The 15675-nt window shown below is 67.0% G+C and carries 13 protein-coding genes; 6 read left to right on the top strand and 7 right to left on the bottom strand.

The features are described 5' to 3' along the window. Nucleotides 1–3 precede the first annotated feature (3 nt). A complete protein-coding gene (locus P8T11_RS14020) occupies nt 4–1653 on the bottom strand; it encodes an ATP-binding protein (RefSeq protein WP_268081375.1) in 1650 nt (549 codons plus the stop codon). 188 nt (nt 1654–1841) lie between these two features. Between P8T11_RS14020 and P8T11_RS14015 the strand changes: the two genes are divergently transcribed. The 3 genes from P8T11_RS14015 (at nt 1842) to P8T11_RS14005 (ending at nt 5953) form a co-directional block, all read left to right on the top strand. Continuing rightward, nucleotides 1842–2360: a sigma-70 family RNA polymerase sigma factor gene (locus P8T11_RS14015; RefSeq protein ID WP_268081376.1), complete on the top strand. Its 519-nt coding sequence runs from the start codon at nt 1842–1844 to the stop codon at nt 2358–2360. Between the two features lie 8 nt (nt 2361–2368). Further along, nucleotides 2369–3376 (top strand): FecR domain-containing protein, encoded by a 1008-nt coding sequence (locus P8T11_RS14010; protein ID WP_268081377.1) that lies wholly within the window; start codon nt 2369–2371, stop codon nt 3374–3376. 96 nt (nt 3377–3472) lie between these two features. Beyond that, nucleotides 3473–5953, top strand: a complete 2481-nt coding sequence (locus P8T11_RS14005; protein ID WP_268081378.1) for a TonB-dependent receptor — start codon at nt 3473–3475, stop codon at nt 5951–5953. 70 nt (nt 5954–6023) lie between these two features. On the opposite strand, the gene P8T11_RS14000 is transcribed toward P8T11_RS14005, so the two are convergent. From P8T11_RS14000 to acnA, 3 genes are read right to left on the bottom strand one after another with little or no spacing between them, the layout of a single operon-like run. Next, nucleotides 6024–7079, bottom strand: a complete 1056-nt coding sequence (locus P8T11_RS14000; RefSeq protein ID WP_268081379.1) for a lactonase family protein — start codon at nt 7077–7079, stop codon at nt 6024–6026. A 27-nt stretch (nt 7080–7106) separates the two neighbouring features. Further along, nucleotides 7107–8018 (bottom strand): GntR family transcriptional regulator, encoded by a 912-nt coding sequence (locus P8T11_RS13995; protein ID WP_268081380.1) that lies wholly within the window; start codon nt 8016–8018, stop codon nt 7107–7109. Further along, nucleotides 8015–10654: an aconitate hydratase AcnA gene (gene acnA / locus P8T11_RS13990; protein WP_268081381.1), complete on the bottom strand. Its 2640-nt coding sequence runs from the start codon at nt 10652–10654 to the stop codon at nt 8015–8017. Before acnA ends, P8T11_RS13995 begins: the two co-directional genes overlap by 4 nt. Nucleotides 10655–10742: 88 nt before the next feature. Here acnA and P8T11_RS13985 point away from each other — a divergent pair, with 88 nt between their 5' ends. Then, nucleotides 10743–11729 carry a Bug family tripartite tricarboxylate transporter substrate binding protein gene (locus tag P8T11_RS13985; RefSeq protein ID WP_268081382.1) on the top strand — a complete coding sequence of 329 codons (987 nt, stop codon included), beginning with the start codon at nt 10743–10745 and terminating at the stop codon, nt 11727–11729. Between the two features lie 13 nt (nt 11730–11742). On the opposite strand, the gene P8T11_RS13980 is transcribed toward P8T11_RS13985, so the two are convergent. Then, nucleotides 11743–12384, bottom strand: a complete 642-nt coding sequence (locus P8T11_RS13980; RefSeq protein WP_268081383.1) for a 2OG-Fe(II) oxygenase — start codon at nt 12382–12384, stop codon at nt 11743–11745. Between the two features lie 183 nt (nt 12385–12567). On the opposite strand from P8T11_RS13980, the gene P8T11_RS13975 reads away from it, so the two are divergent. Then, nucleotides 12568–13260 carry an HAD family hydrolase gene (locus tag P8T11_RS13975; RefSeq protein ID WP_268081384.1) on the top strand — a complete coding sequence of 231 codons (693 nt, stop codon included), beginning with the start codon at nt 12568–12570 and terminating at the stop codon, nt 13258–13260. Nucleotides 13261–13293: 33 nt separating this feature from the next. Here the strand turns inward: P8T11_RS13975 and P8T11_RS13970 are convergent, their stop codons facing one another. Continuing rightward, nucleotides 13294–14067, bottom strand: a complete 774-nt coding sequence (locus P8T11_RS13970) for an SDR family oxidoreductase (protein WP_268081385.1) — start codon at nt 14065–14067, stop codon at nt 13294–13296. A gap of 185 nt (nt 14068–14252) precedes the next feature. Here P8T11_RS13970 and P8T11_RS13965 point away from each other — a divergent pair, with 185 nt between their 5' ends. After that, nucleotides 14253–14789 (top strand): MgtC/SapB family protein, encoded by a 537-nt coding sequence (locus P8T11_RS13965; RefSeq protein WP_268081386.1) that lies wholly within the window; start codon nt 14253–14255, stop codon nt 14787–14789. 132 nt (nt 14790–14921) lie between these two features. Here the strand turns inward: P8T11_RS13965 and P8T11_RS13960 are convergent, their stop codons facing one another. Beyond that, nucleotides 14922–15668 (bottom strand): SDR family oxidoreductase, encoded by a 747-nt coding sequence (locus P8T11_RS13960; RefSeq protein WP_268081387.1) that lies wholly within the window; start codon nt 15666–15668, stop codon nt 14922–14924. Between the last annotated feature and the right edge of the window lie 7 nt (nt 15669–15675).

Here is a 15675-nt window from a genome sequence, read left to right as displayed (position 1 = left end):
GTGCTAGGCGCTCATCAGCGTGTGGACCTTGCGTGCCAGTTCGTCCAGCGCGAAAGGCTTGGGCAGGGTGGGGGCGCCGGCTTCGGCCAGCGCCTGCGAACCCGAACCCGTGATGAACAGGATCTTCAACCCGGGCCGCAACAACCGGCCCGCGTCGACGACCTGGCGGCCGTCCATGCGGCCGGGCAAGCCCAGATCGCAGATCAGCAGATCGATCTGGCCCGGGGCCGACAAGGCGCGCAGCGCGCTGGCGCCATCGGTGGCCTGGATCACGGCATAGCCCAGTTCGGCCAGCGTTTCGACCATGACGGCGCGCACCGCCGTATCGTCTTCGGCGATCAGCACGGTCGCGCCCGCGGCGGCGCGCGGCGGCTCCAGGCGCGCCGCCAATTCCATCGGCGTCAGCGCGCCGTCGAATCGCGGAAAGTACAGGCTCATCGCCGTGCCTTCGCCCGGCCGTGACGTGACCTGCACCTGCCCGCCGGACTGCCGCACAAAGCCATACATCATCGACAGGCCCAGCCCGGTGCCCTCGCCGGGTGATTTGGTGGTGTAGAACGGTTCAAAAATGCGTTGCACGGTTTGCGGCGTCATGCCGCAGCCGGTGTCGGTGACGGTCAGGCGCAGGTAGTCGCCAGCAGGCAGATCGCGTTCGCGCGCCGTCTGGGCGCTTAGCGTGACCTTGGCCGTCTCGATGCCCAGCCGCCCCTGTCCTTCCATGGCGTCGCGCGCGTTCAGGCACAGGTTGAGCAAGGCGTTTTCGAATTGGTGCGGGTCTACCCACGCGGGCCAAAGCTGAGGCTCGCACGCCAGGTCCAGCGCAATGCCCGGCCCCACGCTGCGGCGCACCAGGTCTTCCATGCCGTGCACCAGGTGGTTGACGTCCACGGCTTGCGGCGCAAGGGGTTGATTGCGCGAAAACACCAGCAGGCGGTGGGTCAGGGCGGCGGCCCTTTCCGTGCCGCGCCGCGCCACGTCGATGTGGCGTTCCAGCTCGCCCATGCGCTGCTGCGCAAGACGCAGGCTGATCAGCTCGAGGCTGCCGGCGATGCCCATCAGCAAGTTGTTGAAATCGTGCGCCAACCCACCCGCCAGTTGGCCCACGGCTTCCATCTTCTGGCTTTGGCGCAGGGTGTCTTCGGCCTGCCGCAGTGCTTCGGCCTGCGCGCGTTCGGCCTGCACCCGCGACGTGGTTTCGATGACGGTGTCCATCATGGCGACCACGTTCCCGTGCTCGTCGCGCACCGGGCTGTAGCAGAACGTGAAGGTGGCTTCTTCGGCTTGGCAAAAGCGCTGGATCACCAGCGGATAGTCTTCGATGAAGGTGGCCTCGCCCGCGAACGCGCGGTCGGCGATGGGGCCGATCATGGACCAGGCTTCGCTCCAGACATCGCTGAACGGGCGGCCCAGTGCCTCGGGCTTGGCGCCCAGGATGGGGCGGAAGGCGTCGTTGTAGATGGTGATGAGTTCGCGGCCCCAGACCAGGCAGCAGGGGAAGCGCGACGACAGCACCATGCCGACGGCCACGCATAGCGCCGAGGGCCAGGCGCTGATGGGGCCGAGCGGCGTGGTGGCCCAATCGTAAGCCGCGACCCGTTTACCCATCTCGCCGCCGCCAGCAAGAAAAGAAGGCTCGAAAGTCTGGTTCTGCATGGCGGCGTCTACGGTCGAATGGATACTTGAATAGGTGCTTGATTCTATCCGACCGCCCCTATGAAGTTAAGCGATTCAGCATGCCAGATATCAAGACGGCGGCAGGTTTTTGAACAGGGTGTGGATGGCGGAAAAAAAGCAGATAAAATAAAAATCGTTCCCATTTGCAATATTGCGCCAGGTGCGTCTTGTCTGCCTCCGAACCCCACGCCGCCGATTCCGTCACGAAGCTCTATCGTGAGCATCACGGCTGGCTGTCGATGTGGTTGCGCAAGAAGCTGGGCAATTCGTTTGACGCCGCCGACCTGGCGCACGACACTTTTGTCCGCCTGATCAGCGCGCGCCGCCAGGACACGGGGCCCGAGCCGCGCGCCTTGCTGACCCACATCGCCAAGGGCCTGGTCGTGGACCACTGGCGCCGCCGCGCGCTGGAAGAGGCCTATCTGGCCGCCATTGCAAATCTGCCCGCGCGCGAGGCGCCGTCGCCCGAGGTGCGCGCGCAAATTCTAGAGACCCTGCACGCCATCGACGCCACCTTGCGGACGTTGCCCACCAAGACGCGCGATATTTTCCTGTTGTCGCAGTTCGATGGCATGAGGTATGCCGACATCGCCGTGCAGGAACGGGTGTCGCTGGCCACGGTCAAGCGCCATATGCAGCGTGCGCTGACGGCGTGCCTGATCGCCTATCAGTGGCACGCGGCATGACGGGCGCCATGAATTCCGCGACCACTCCCGCGCCCCATCCCACGATCGACCCCGCCATCCTCGAACAAGCGGCCGGCTGGCTGGTGCGCTTCCAATCCGAAACCCTGTCCGCCGCCGACCGTGCCGCCTTCGAGCATTGGCGCGCCCGCAGCGCTGCGCATGATGCAGCCTGGGCCCGGGTGGAAGACATGCTGCGCGGCTTCGGGCAGGTGCCGCCCGAGCTCGTGCGCGATACCCTGCGCCGGGTCGATCAGCGTTCCAGCCGTGCCGGCCGCCGGCAAGCCCTACGCGCGCTGGGCGCGCTGCTGGTGCTGGGGCCGGCGGCGCTGGCCGGCTGGCGCGCGCTGCCCTGGCGCGAATGGACGGCGGATGCGCGCACCGCCACGGGCGAACGGCGCCAGATGGACCTGGCCGACGGCACGCGGCTGGTATTGAACACGGCCAGCGCGGTCGATATCCAATACACCGCCGACGCCCGCGTGCTGTGGCTGCGAGCGGGCGAAATCCTGCTGACCACGGGCCACGATCCCTCACCCGTGTATCGGCCCTTTATCGTGCGCACCTCGCAAGGCACGATACGCGCGCTGGGCACGCGCTTCATGGTGCGCGACGACGGCGGCAGCATCCGCGTGGCGGTATTCGAAGGCGCCGTTCAGATCCAGCCGCAAGATGCGGGCGTTGCGTCGCTTGTCCTTCCGGCCGGGCAGCACACGGTGTTCACCGCAGGCGAGGTGGCGCCCGGGTCAGCCGTGGACGCCGTGTCGGCATCGTGGGAGCAGGGCATGTTGGCAGTGCGCAATTGGCGCCTGGCGGACCTGGTGGATGAGCTGGGCCGTTACCGCCGGGGCGTGCTGCGTTGCGATGCTGCCGTGGCCGGGCTGCGTGTATCGGGCGCGTTCCCGTTGGGCGATATCGACGGCAGCCTGCGTCTGCTGGAAAAAACCCTGCCGGTGCGGATAAGCCGCGTCACGCCGTTCTGGACCACGGTCGCGCCGCGCGCGGACCTTACAAATTAATCGCCATTTGCTTGAGCCCTTTTTGCGCCTCGTTCGGTGTACCGGGTGAATCGTCGCGACACGCGAGCCACCCCGTCCCCTACGAAGGATCGTTTCATGGTTTCCCGAAATTCCCATTCGCAGCGCCAGCCCCGTGGCATGGCCGCTCTGTCGCCCCTGGCGGTAACGATGCAGGCCGCAGGCCTCAGCTTGATGCTGTTGGCCGTGGCGGGCCTGGCTTCGCCGGCCTCGGCCGCCGAAGCCACTGGCGTGGCTGCCGCCGCGGCCGATGCGCGCAAGCCCTATGCGATTGGCGCGGGTCCGCTGGGCGATGTGCTGGCGCAATTCGCGGCGGCGGCGGGCGTGCCGCTGTCGTTCGACCCGGCATTGCTGGCCGGGCAGCGCAGCGCTGGGCTTTCGGGTTCGTACACCGTGCAGGAAGGGTTCGCGCAATTGCTTGGCGGTTCCGGTTACGCGGTGGCGGAACAGGGCGCGGGCGCGTATTCCTTGCAGAAGCTGCCGCAAGGCGACGGCAACGTGGCCACCTTGCTGCCCAGCATCACGGTGGCGGGATCGGGCATCAGCGCGTCCAGCTTGCCGCCGGAATTCGCGGGCGGGCAGGTGGCGCGTGGCGGCCGCATGGGCTTCCTGGGCAACCGCGACGTCATGGACACGCCGTTCAACCTCACCAGCTACACCTCGGAATTGCTGGCTAACCGCCAGGCGGTAACCTTGGCCGACGCACTGAACGCCGAGCCGTCCGTGCGCTTTACCGGGCAGATCGGCGGCGTGACCGACTCGTTCTACATACGCGGCTTTCCCATCGGCGAAGGCAACCTGGGCGAAATCGCGTTTGACGGCGTCTATGGCGTGGCGCCCAACTATCACGTCTACACCGACTACATCGAACGGGTGGAAGTGCTAAAAGGCCCGGCCGCCCTGCTGTATGGCATGTCGCCCAACAGCGGCGTGGGCGGCGTGATCAACATGGTGCCCAAGCGTTCGCTGCCGCAAGACCTGACGCGATTGTCCGCCGACTACGTGGGCAGTTCGCAGTTTGGCGGCCGGGTGGACCTGAGCCGGCGCTTCGGCAACGACGGCGAATGGGGCGTGCGCATCAACGGCATGCATCGCCAGGGCGACACGCCGCTGGACAACCTGTATTCGCGCACCGATATCGGCGCCTTGTCGCTGGACTATCAAGGCGAGCGCCTGCGCGCATCGCTGGACCTGCTGACGCAGCACGAAAAAGTCGACGCCCCCACGCGCCCGTTTCTGGTGGCCGCCGGCATAGACGTGCCGCGCGCCGCCGATGGCCGCCGCAACGCCACGCAGCCCTGGGGCTGGTGGAAGTCCGACGGCCAGTCGGCGCTGCTGCGCGTGGAATACGACATCAGCGACCGCCTGACCGTGTTTGCCGACGCGGGCGGGTCAGACACCGATGTATCGCGCCTGTCGGACCAGACGCCCACCATCGTGAACAGCGCGGGCGACACGCTGGTGACGCCGAACAACTTCCGCTTCAAGGTGGATCGCAGCACGTACAACGCGGGCCTGCGCGCCAAGCTGGACACCGGGCCCGTGCGTCACGCCATCAGCTTCATGGGCAGCCTGTACAGCGATCGCAACTCGCAGGCCAGCGTGTCGGGCACGCCGCTTACGTCCAACATCTACCACCCCATCACGCGTCCCGAACAGCATATTCCCGCGCCGCGCAACGTGCCCAAGGTGTCGTCGTCGGACCTGTCCGGCCTGGCGCTGGCCGACACGATGAGCATCCTGGACGAACGCGCGCAACTGACGCTGGGCCTGCGCCAGCAGCGCATCGAGTCGCGCAATTTCAATGCGGTGACGGGCGTGCGCACGGTCAGCTATGACGAAAGCGCCACCACGCCGCTGGCCGGCCTGGTCGTCAAACCGTGGAGCCATGTCTCGCTGTACGCCAACTACGTCGAAGGCCTGAGCAAGGGCGACGTGGCACCCGCCACGGCGTCCAACGCCGGCCAGGTGTTCAAGCCCTACAAGGCCAAGCAAAAGGAAGTGGGCGTGAAGGTGGAGTTCGACAGCGCGATGCTGAGTTTGAGCGCCTTTGAAATCACCAAGCCCAGTGGCCAGTTGACCAACGGCGTGTACGGCGCGGACAGCGAACAACGCAATCGCGGCCTGGAAATGAACCTGTCCGGCGAACCGCTGCGCGGCCTGCGTCTCTTGGGCGGCGTGACCTGGCTGGACGCCGAACTCACGCGCACCAACAGCGCCGCCACGCTGGGCAACCAGCCGGTGGGCGTACCCAGGTTCTCGGCCAACCTCAGCGCCGAATGGGACACCCCGTGGGTGGCGGGCCTGACCTTGACGGGCGGCATGGTGTACACCGGGCGCGAATATATCAATCAGGCCAACACGCAATCGGTGCCGTCATGGACCACGTTTGATTTGGGCGCGCGGTATGCCACGCGAGTTCAGGGCAAGGACGTGACCTTGCGGGCCAATCTGGTCAACGTGACCAACCGCGCGTACTGGTCCGGCGTGGCCTCTTACGGCACGATCTCTCAAGGCGTGCCGCGCACGCTGATGCTGTCGGCGTCCATGGATTTCTGACGGGAGCTGGAGTCACAAACCCCGGAGCCACGAACTTCATATCCGCAAACGCCAGGCCCGCCGCGCGGCATCAGGCCTGCGGGCGGGCAAACACCATGCACACCGGGCTGCCGATGCGAAGTTCGTGACCGTCGCGCGTCAGCGTGCCGTCTTGCGCATCGACCCGAAAACGCACCAGCGTGTCGCTGTCTTCGTTCAAGGCGAACAGGAAGCGGCCGTCGGGCGACAGCGTGAAAAAGCGTGGCGTCTTGCCGCCCGACGGCACGTGCTGCACCAGCGCCAGGCGGCCATTGGCCGGGTCCGCGCGAAACACGGCGATGCTGTCGTCGCCCCGGTTCGACACGTACAGGTGACGGCCGTGCGTGTCCAGGGCGATGCCGGCCGCGCGGCTGTTGCCGGTGTAGGTGTCCGGCAGCGTGGGCAGCACCTGGAAGGGCTGTAACGCGCCGGCCGCAAGCGTGTAGGCGGCCACGGTGTTGTCCAGTTCGTTCACCCCATACAGCCAGCGGCCGGTGGGGTGGAACACCGCATGGCGCGGGCCGGCGCCTTCGCGGCTGCTTGCCACGCTGTGCGGCTGCGCGCCGATGCCGTGCTCGTCCAGCGCAAAGAGGAACACGCGGTCCAGCCCCTTGTCGGGCACCGCCACGTAGCGTCCGGTGGGGTCCACCACGTTGTAGTGCGGTTTGGCGAACGGCTGCTCTTTGCGGTGCGGGCCAGGTTCGCCCGGCATGGAAACGGTTTGCGTAACGGCGCCAAGCGCGCCGTCGTGCGCCACGGGCAGCACAGCCAAGGCGCCGCTCAAATGGTTCGACACCATCAGAAAGTTCCCGGACGGACCCAGGGCCAGATGCACCGGGTTGCGGCCCTGGCACGGTTGTTGATGCCAGGGGGTAAGCGCGCCGCTTTGCGGATCGCGGTGCAGCGCGCTGACTTCCTGGCTGTCGCCGTGCACGGTGTACAGCACGGGCAGCGCCGGATGCGGCAGCAGATACGACGGATTGACCAAGCCGCCGACCACCTGCGTGAGCGTCAGCGCGCCGGTGTCCGCGGCGTAGGTGTAGACGCTGATGCCGTCGCCGCGCGCATTGCGTTCACGTGTGGTGCGAGAGCCGATATAGACGTGCATGGGCTTGCCTTTGAAAATCTTCGCGTTTCAGGCCGGGGACACCAGGATGCCGCTGATGCGTGCCAGGTTGTCCAGCGTGCTGCGCAAATGGCTGGACAAGGCGGCCGCGGCCTCGTCGTTGCGTTCACGTTCCAGCAAATCAAGAATGGCCAGATGCTGATCGCAATGCTGCTGATAGCGGCTGCGGTCCTGCATGGAGCGGTACGACAGCAACCGGCGCACGCGGTTGACGCGCTTGATCGTGTCGATGAAAAACGGGTTGCCGGACGCTTCCACCAGCGACTCATGAAAACGTACGCCACGCTCGTGCAATTGGTCGGCCGTGTCGGTTTCGATACCGCCATCCAGCAGATGCCGTTCAGCGGCGCGGCAGCGTTCGATCACGCTTTTCTCGATGCGGAATTTGGGTTCCAGCAGGGCGGCCGGCTCCAGCGCCAGACGCAGGCGGTACGACTGCAAGAGGCTGTCAGGCGTCGTCATCATGGACGAAAATTCCCAGCCGTACCCGGGCCGGCGCTGCGCCCAACCTTCCTGCGATACGCGCGCCAGCAACGCCTGCGTCTGCGCATTGGTCAGCGCATAGCGCACACGCAATTGCGCTTCGCTGCATTGCATGGGCAGTTGGCCGCGCAGCAGCTCGTCGGCCAGCTTGAAGTAGCTTTGCGTGACGATGTCATCGGCCGAAGGCGGCGCCAGTTCGGCCAGGTCGGCGGGGGCGTCGGGCAGGGCGTCGAAGTCCTGCTGCAGGAAGTAGCCACGGTTGGGCTTGCGCGCCACGATGCCGTGCTGCTCCAGCACGCCCAGCGCATCGTTGACCGGCGAGCGCGACAGGCGCAGCCGGTCGGCCAGCTTTTGTGCGGTCAAGTGGGCGCCGCCGGGCAGGCGGTCTTGCCGGATCAATTCCAGGATTTTGGTAACGGTATTGGTTTGCGCGCTCATGGGGGCGTGGCTGTCGGGGTCGTGGCTGGCCGAAGAATATCCGACAGGATAGCGGGAATGACGCCGCCCATCCGCAACAGGCGCACCTCCAACTGCGTTTCCACGGCGGCCGTGGCCCACAACGCGTCCACTGTGCCGTCGGCCCGCAGAATGCGTACTGGCACCGGGATCCGTGGCGCCAGCGCATCAGCCGGTGCGTCGATTTCAATGCGGTCACCGGATTGCACGGCCAGCGTGTCGGGCGTGACGCCGTCAGGCAGGCGCAGCGGCAGGATGCCCATGCCGATCAAATTCGAACGGTGGATACGTTCAACGCTCACCGCCAGCACCGCGCGGATGCCCAGCAGCCGCTGGCCCTTGGCGGCCCAGTCGCGCGAAGACCCGGTGCCAAAGCGCGCACCGGCCAGCAGCACCACCGGCTGCTGGTCCTGACGGTACTGCGCGGCGGCTTCCCAGATGGGCTCCACGCGGCCGCTGGGCGCATGCCGCGTGTGGCCCGCGGGCGCGTCGGGGCACAGCCGGTTCACCAGGCTCCTGCTGTAGAACGCGGCCCGCATCATTACTTCCCAATTGCCCCGGCGGGACGCGAATACGTTCAGGTCGTTGCGGTCGTCGCCACGCGCCACGAGAAAGTCGGCAATCAGGCTGTCGGGCGGAATGGCGCTGGCGGGCGACAGGTGGTCGGTGGTGACGTCGTCGCCCAACACCAGCAGCGGGTGGGCAATGTACCGGCCCAGTTGGCCGGCTTCGTCCACCGATGCAAAGGGCGGACGCCGCAGCGCGGTAGACGCGGGGTCCCACGGAAAGCGCGGGCTGTCCGGCGATTGCAAGGCCTGCCACGCCGGGTTGGCGCTGGCGATCTTGAAGGCGGCGCGGTAGTCGTCCGGCCGCAGGCCTTGCGCCAGCGCGGCGTCGATCTCGGCCTCATCCGGCCACAGGTCGTGCAGGTGAACGGCGCGGCCGTTGGCCGTGGTCTGCACGGGCTCCTGGCTCAAGTCGCGCTCGGCGTCGCCCGCGAGCGCAAAGGCGATGACCAGCGGTGGCGACATCAGAAAGCCCAGGTCCAGGTCGGGATGGATGCGGCCGGTGAAGTTGCGATTGCCCGACAGCACGGCCACCGGATGGACCGCACCGGTTGCCATGGCGTCGCGCACCGCGCCGGGCAGGGCGCCGGAATTACCGATACAGGTGGTGCAGCCATAGCCCACGATGTCAAAGCCCACCGCCGCCAGGTCGTCCAGCAAACCGGCGCGCGCCAGGTAGTCGGCGGCGGCGGGCGAGCCCGGGCCTAGCGATGTCTTGACCCAGGCGGGCACGCGCAACCCGGCCTGGCGCGCCTTGCGGGCCAGCAGCCCGGCCGCCATCAGCAGGCGCGGGTCCGACGTGTTGGTGCAACTGGTGATGGCCGCGATGGCGACGGGGTAGCGCGGCAGGCCGCCTTGCGCGGGCGCGGCCGGCTGGAAGCTCAGCGCAGACAGAATCGCTCTGGTCTGCCCGTAGGGGTGCAGGTCTTGCGGCCGCTTGGGGCCAGCCACGTGCATGCCGACCTGGTCCAGGGCGATTTCGACCACGCGGGTGTAGCGGGGCGCGGCTTGCGGGTCGAACGCGATGCCGGCGTGTTCGGCATAGGCGGCCACGCGCGCGATGTGCGCCTGGCTGCGACCCGTTTGGCGCAGGTAGTCCAGCGTGGCGCCGTCGATGGGAAAGTAGCCGGTGGTGGCGCCGTATTCGGGCGCCATGTTGGCGACCACGCAACGGCTGCCGGCCGACAGCGTGCTGACGCCGGGGCCAAAGAACTCCACGAATTCGCCTGATACGCCGATGGCGCGCAAGCGTTGCGTGACGGTCAGCGCCAGGTCGGTGGCCGTCACGCCCGGGGCTAGCGCGCCGGTAAGGCGCACGCCGATCACATCCGGTATGCGCAACAGGGTAGGCATGCCGAACATCACGGTCTGTGCTTCCAGCCCGCCCACGCCCCAGCCCAGCACGCCGATGCCGTTGATCATGGGCGTGTGGCTGTCGGTGCCGATCATCATGTCGGGGAACAGTGCGCCGTCGGCGCCCAGGCAGACCACGGTGGCCAGTTGTTCCAGGTTGATGGTGTGCATGATGCCGGTGCCCGGCGGGTGGATGCGCACGTTGGACAGCGCCTTGGAGGCCCAACGCAGGAAGCGGTAGCGCTCGGCGTTGCGGCGCAGTTCCAGGTTCAGGTTCAGCGCGGCGGCGTCGGCTTGCGCATAGGCCTCGACCGCCAGCGAATGGTCTACCGAGACGTCCACGGGCAGCACGGGGTTCAGCACGGCGGGGTCGCGGCCGGCCTCGGCCAGCGCGTCGCGCATGGCGGCAATGTCCACCAAGGCGGGGGTGCTGGTGGTGTCGTGCATCAGCACGCGGCCCGGTTGAAACGCGATCTCGGCGTCGCTGGTGCCATGGTCCAGCCAGCGCAACAGCGCGGATATGGCGGCGTCGCGCTCGTCGCCTTGCATGTTGCGCAAGGCGTTTTCCAACAGCAGGCGCAGTACGACGGGCAGGCGAAAGTAGTCCGCGCCGAACATCGCGGGCAGGTCTAGGCAGGTATGGGCGACCCCGTTCAGCGTGAAGCGGACGTGGCGCAACGGGGGATTGGTGTTTTCCATAGCTGCAAGTTTTGCATATTGCACATATAAAATGCAATTAAGTAAAAACCCGGCCGCCATACGAACAGGCCACCTCAGGAGACAAACCATGCCCCACCCTCGACTTCTTAGCGCTGCCCTGACCTTGGCGCTGACCTTGGCCGCGCCCTTCAGCACCGCCCACGCGGCCGACGCCGGCCGACCCATCACCCTGATCGTGCCCTTTGCCGCGGGCGGCGGCGTGGATGGCATGGGGCGCTTGTTGGCCGAACGGCTGCGCGGCGACATGCCGCAGGGTGTGGTGGTGGAAAACAAGCCGGGCGCCAGCGGCATGCTGGGCGCGCAGGCGGTGGTGCGCTCGGCGCCGGATGGCACGACCTTGCTGCTGGGATCGGCGGGCGAAACCGCCATCAACCCGCTGGTGTTCAAAAGCAAGATGCAATACCAGCCAGAGAAGGATCTGGTGCCGATCGCCTTGATTGCGAGGGTGCCGAATGTGCTGCTCGCCACCCCGGCGTTGCCGGTGGCCAATGTGGAGCAACTGGTGGCTTATGGCCGCGCGCATCCCGGCAAACTTACCTACGCCACCAGCGGCGTGGGTAACCCGCAGCATCTGAACGGCGAGTTGCTGCAGTCGCTGGCGGGCATCAAGATGGTTCACGTGCCTTACAAGGGCGCGTCCGCGCAATTGGTAGACGTGGCCTCGGGCAACGTGGACCTCACCTTCGTCAGCCTGGCCGGCGCCTTGCCCTTCATCAAGAGCGGCAAGGTGAAGCCGCTGGCGGTGACGTCGGCCAAGCGTGCGTCGTTTGCACCCGACATCCCGGCCGTGGCCGAATACGCGCCTTTGAAAGACTATGCGCTGGAGAACTGGTTTGGCGTGTTCGTGGCGGCCGGCACGCCGCCCGAAACGCAGCAGAAGCTGGCCAGCGCCATCGGCAACGCCCTGCGCGACGAGAAATTCGTGGCCAGCATCCGCGACTTGGGCGGTGAAGTGCAGCCGATGAGCCAAGATGAATTCCGCGCCTTCATCAAGGCGCAGACGGCGGTGTATGCAAAGGTGGTTGCGGACGGCCACATCACGGCGGAAAACTGAGCCGCTTGCGCCATCACCGTCCGTCGTGCAGCAACAGTTCCAACCCCACGCGCTGGCCAGCGCGCACCCGGCTGATCGCCTGCCGCGCGGTGACTCGATACACGTTTTGGGCGCCCTGCACGGGGCGGTGCGATACCGCGATGATTGCCGCATCGCCGCAGCGCAAGGGCAGCACCATGGGCCGCGACTGCATGCGAGGGCGTTGTTCGGTCATGACGAATTCGCCGCCGGTGAATGCCGTCTCCGGGGCCGACAACAGGGCCACAAGCTGCAACGGAAACACGGCTTCCCCGTCGGCATGCTGCGCAAGCGGCTGATAGCCGTCCTGCGTCAATCGCTGGATGGCGGTCAAGGGGCGGGTCTGGCCCGCGTTGCGGTTGTGCTGCAACCAGGCGGGAAAGTCATCGGGATACGACGCGTCCAGTTGCAGCGCGTCCGCCCAGGCGCGGGCGATGGGCAGCAGGCGGCGGTACAGCAGAGGCCGCAACGCTTCCAGCGTGGCGGTGTTGCCCGTTTGTGTGAGCTGGCGCACGGCATCTGGCGGAAAGAAGCCAGGCAGCAGCGCCCAGCCTTCGGCGTCCAACTGCCGGCCGATAAGGGGCCAGTCGTAGTGGTCCAGAGGTAGGTGTGGCGTCACGGGTAAGGAGGAAGGCATGGCGGAAAGGGTAGCGTACTGGGTCGGTCAGCTAGGGGTCGATCAGCTTCTCGGTCAGCCAGGATAGGCCCGCGCTGCCTTGCGCGTCACTCCGAAGCTTGCGGCCCGAATGGGCCACAAGGTTGGCCTTGAGCCATGCAGTATGCTTACCCGCTTCATGAACCCCCTTCATCCGCCCGCCCCATGACTGATTTTCCCTTTGACGCCGTGTTGTTCGATTGTGACGGCGTGCTGGTTGATTCCGAACCCATCACCAGCCAGGTGCTGACCCAGATGCTGAACGAGTTGGGTTGGGACATCACCCACGAAGAAACCATGCGTATCTTCACGGGCAAGGCCGTCAAGGACGAACAGCAGATGATCGAAGCGCGCACCGGCGCCAAGCTGGGGCCGGACTGGTTCGGTGAATTCCGCCAGCGCCGCAACGCCGCGCTGGACCGCGACCTGCTCGAAATTCCCGGTGCGCCCGACGCGGTGCGCACCTTGCACCGCACGCTGGACGGCCGCATCGCCGTGGCGTCCGGCGCCGACCGCCACAAGGTGGAACTGCAATTGGCCAAGGTGGGCATTGCCGAATGCTTCGACGGCCGCGTCTTCAGCGGGCACGAGATGCCACGCAGCAAGCCGTTTCCAGACGTGTACCTGGCGGCTGCCCAAGCGCTGGGTGTGGACCCCAAGCGCTGCGCCGTCGTGGAAGACACGGTCACCGGCGCGACCGCCGGGGTAGCGGCGGGCGCCACGGTGTTCGGCTACAGCCCCGACGCCAACGGCCACAGCGGCGCCGAGGCACTGCGCAATGTGGGCGTGGCGCACGTGTTCACCGACATGACGCAACTGCCCGCGTTGCTGGCCGGCTGGCAAGCCGCCGCGCGCTGATACACCAGGCCGGCCCAAGCGCCGGCCGCCGCACTATTTCGCGTACTGTTCGCCGCCGTCCAGGTCGATGACCGTGCCGCTCAGGTAACCCGCGCGTGGCGAGGCGCCGAACACAATCATGTCGGCCACTTCGGCGGGTTCCATCAGCCGGTTGAAGGGCAGGTCCGACAGCGTTTCCTGCCAACGGTTTTCGTCGCCCCAGCGCGCCTGCGCGCGCTGCCGGGCCAGGGTCAGCACGCGGTCGGTCCGCGTGCGCGAGGGGTTGACGCCAAAGACGCGCACGCCGTGGCGGGGCGCTTCGCCACCCAGCGCGCGGGTAAAGGCAATCAGTGAGGCATTGGCCGCCGCGCCGCAGATGTAGTCGGCGCGGGGCGCCGCGCCCGCCATGCCGATGATGTTGGCGATGACGCCCGCGCCCGCTTCGCGCATGTGCGGGTAGTAGCAGCGCGCCAGGCTGATGTAGCCGTGCACTTTCAATTCCCAGCCCGCGCGCCAGCGTTCGTCTTGCACCTGGTCCAGCGCGCCGCCGGGCACCGCGCCCGCGTTGTTGACCAGTATGTCGATGGGGCCGGTTTCCTTGGCCAGCTTTTCCGCCGCGCCAGGCAGGGCCAGGTCCAGCGTGATGGCATGTGCCGCGCGGCCGCTTTGTTCGCGGATGGCGGACGTGGCGTGATGCAACGCCGCATCATCGCGCGCCACCAGAATCGGGTCGGCACCCTCGCGCGCAAAGGCGACGGCGCAGGCCAGGCCGATGCCTTTGGACGCACCCGTGATCAGCACGCGCTTTCCGCCTAGCTGCAAGTCCATGTGTGGCTCCTGTGGTTTCACGCCCGCACGCGCGGGACACGCATTGGTTGTAAACCAGTTGCGCGGCTGGTGCCAGCACGGACATGGCGCCGACATGGCGCGGACGAGGCCACGCCTGCTATGCTCGATTCACCTGATCACCTTCACCCCGTTCCCTTCAACCCGTGCCTTTCAGGATGCGACAGATGGCGGAAGTCTGGTTTGAAATCTGGTCCACCGTGCGTAGCGAATTTGCTGATATTCCGGATGTGGGCGAAGCCACGCGCATTGTGTTGCGCTTGGGCATGGCGGTGATACTGGGTGGCATGCTGGGCTTCGAACGCGAGCGCAGCGGCAAGGCCGCGGGCTTGCGCACCCACATGCTGGTGGCGTTGGGCGCGGCTATTTTTGTGCTGGTGCCCCTGCAGGGCGGCATGGAAATCAGTGACCTTAGCCGGGTGCTGCAGGGCGTGATCGCCGGCATCGGCTTTCTGGGCGCGGGCGCCATCATCAAGCTCAGCGATGAACGCGAGATCCACGGGCTGACCACCTCGGCCAGCATCTGGATGACCGCCGCCATCGGCGTGGCGGCCGGCATGGGCCGCGAAGCCACGGCGTTGGTCAGCACCTTGCTGGCGCTGTTTGTGCTGGCGGTGCTGCGCCGCGTTGAAGCGCGCATTTCCGACGCCCCGGAAAACAAGGGCGTCATCGCCACCGACGACAAGCCCCACGGCAACGGCTGAGCGTCGGTCGGTAGGCAGGCCGGTCTGGCTACTTCCTTGGCCGCTCCATTTTCTGCCCCATGTGCCGCCTCATGTACCACTCCGTGTGCCGCCCCTTCAGCAGCCCCTCCTGCTACCCCTCCAGCGACCCTCTCAACTACCGCCGGACACGTCGATAAACGAACCGCTGGTATAGCCGGCTTCTTCGGAAAACAGCCACATGACGGCGCCCGCCACTTCTTCGACCGACCCGCCGCGCCGCAGCGGGATCACGCTTTTCAGGCGATCCACCCGGCCCGGCTCGCCGCCGCTTGCGTGCATGTCAGTGTAGATGGTGCCGGGGCGCACGCCATTCACGCGGATACCTTCGGGCGCTACCTCTTTGGACAGGCCGATGGTCATCGTGTCCAGTGCGCCCTTGGAGGCCGCGTAATCCACGTATTCATTGGGCGAGCCCAGGCGCGCCGCCGCCGAGGACACGTTGACGATGGCGCCGCCCACGCCGCCATGGCGCGTCGACATCCTGCGCACCGCTTCGCGCGCACACAGGAAAGCGCCGATGACGTTGGTGGACAGCACGCGCAGCAGGCGGTCGGCTTCCATCTGGTCCAGGCGCATCTGCGTTTCCAGGATGCCGGCGTTATTGACCAGCGCGTCGATGCGGCCCAGGCGCTCGTCCAGCGTGCGGAACATGTGCAGCACGTCATCTTCTTGCGACACGTCGGCCTGGATGGCCAGCGCGGTGCCGCCCGCCTGCTGGATCTCGGCCACGACGGCGTCGGCGGCGTCGGAATGGGTGCGGTAGTTGATGCCGACCGCGTAGCCGCGGCGCGCGGCCAGCTTGGCGACGGCGGCGCCGATGCCACGGCTGCCGCCGGTAACGAGCATGACTTTGGGCATGGTGTCC

Source organism: Achromobacter spanius (genome assembly GCF_029637605.1).
In the GTDB taxonomy this organism is placed as follows: Bacteria; Pseudomonadota; Gammaproteobacteria; order Burkholderiales; family Burkholderiaceae_B; genus Achromobacter; species Achromobacter spanius_E.
This window is presented reverse-complemented; position numbering and strand designations above follow the sequence as displayed.

What these genes read in the sequence shown, in the direction of transcription:
- P8T11_RS14000 (WP_268081379.1), bottom strand. Translation starts at nt 7,079, where the DNA reads ATGCACGTCTATATCGGCTCTCGCACCACACGTGAACGCAATGCGCGC.
- P8T11_RS13985 (WP_268081382.1), top strand. Translation starts at nt 10,743, where the DNA reads ATGCCCCACCCTCGACTTCTTAGCGCTGCCCTGACCTTGGCGCTGACC.
- P8T11_RS13970 (WP_268081385.1), bottom strand. Translation starts at nt 14,067, where the DNA reads ATGGACTTGCAGCTAGGCGGAAAGCGCGTGCTGATCACGGGTGCGTCC.
- P8T11_RS13975 (WP_268081384.1), top strand. Translation starts at nt 12,568, where the DNA reads ATGACTGATTTTCCCTTTGACGCCGTGTTGTTCGATTGTGACGGCGTG.
- P8T11_RS13960 (WP_268081387.1), bottom strand. Translation starts at nt 15,668, where the DNA reads ATGCCCAAAGTCATGCTCGTTACCGGCGGCAGCCGTGGCATCGGCGCC.
- acnA (WP_268081381.1), bottom strand. Translation starts at nt 10,654, where the DNA reads ATGGAAAACACCAATCCCCCGTTGCGCCACGTCCGCTTCACGCTGAAC.
- P8T11_RS14005 (WP_268081378.1), top strand. Translation starts at nt 3,473, where the DNA reads ATGGTTTCCCGAAATTCCCATTCGCAGCGCCAGCCCCGTGGCATGGCC.
- P8T11_RS13965 (WP_268081386.1), top strand. Translation starts at nt 14,253, where the DNA reads ATGGCGGAAGTCTGGTTTGAAATCTGGTCCACCGTGCGTAGCGAATTT.
- P8T11_RS14010 (WP_268081377.1), top strand. Translation starts at nt 2,369, where the DNA reads ATGAATTCCGCGACCACTCCCGCGCCCCATCCCACGATCGACCCCGCC.
- P8T11_RS13995 (WP_268081380.1), bottom strand. Translation starts at nt 8,018, where the DNA reads ATGAGCGCGCAAACCAATACCGTTACCAAAATCCTGGAATTGATCCGG.
- P8T11_RS13980 (WP_268081383.1), bottom strand. Translation starts at nt 12,384, where the DNA reads ATGCCTTCCTCCTTACCCGTGACGCCACACCTACCTCTGGACCACTAC.
- P8T11_RS14020 (WP_268081375.1), bottom strand. Translation starts at nt 1,653, where the DNA reads ATGCAGAACCAGACTTTCGAGCCTTCTTTTCTTGCTGGCGGCGGCGAG.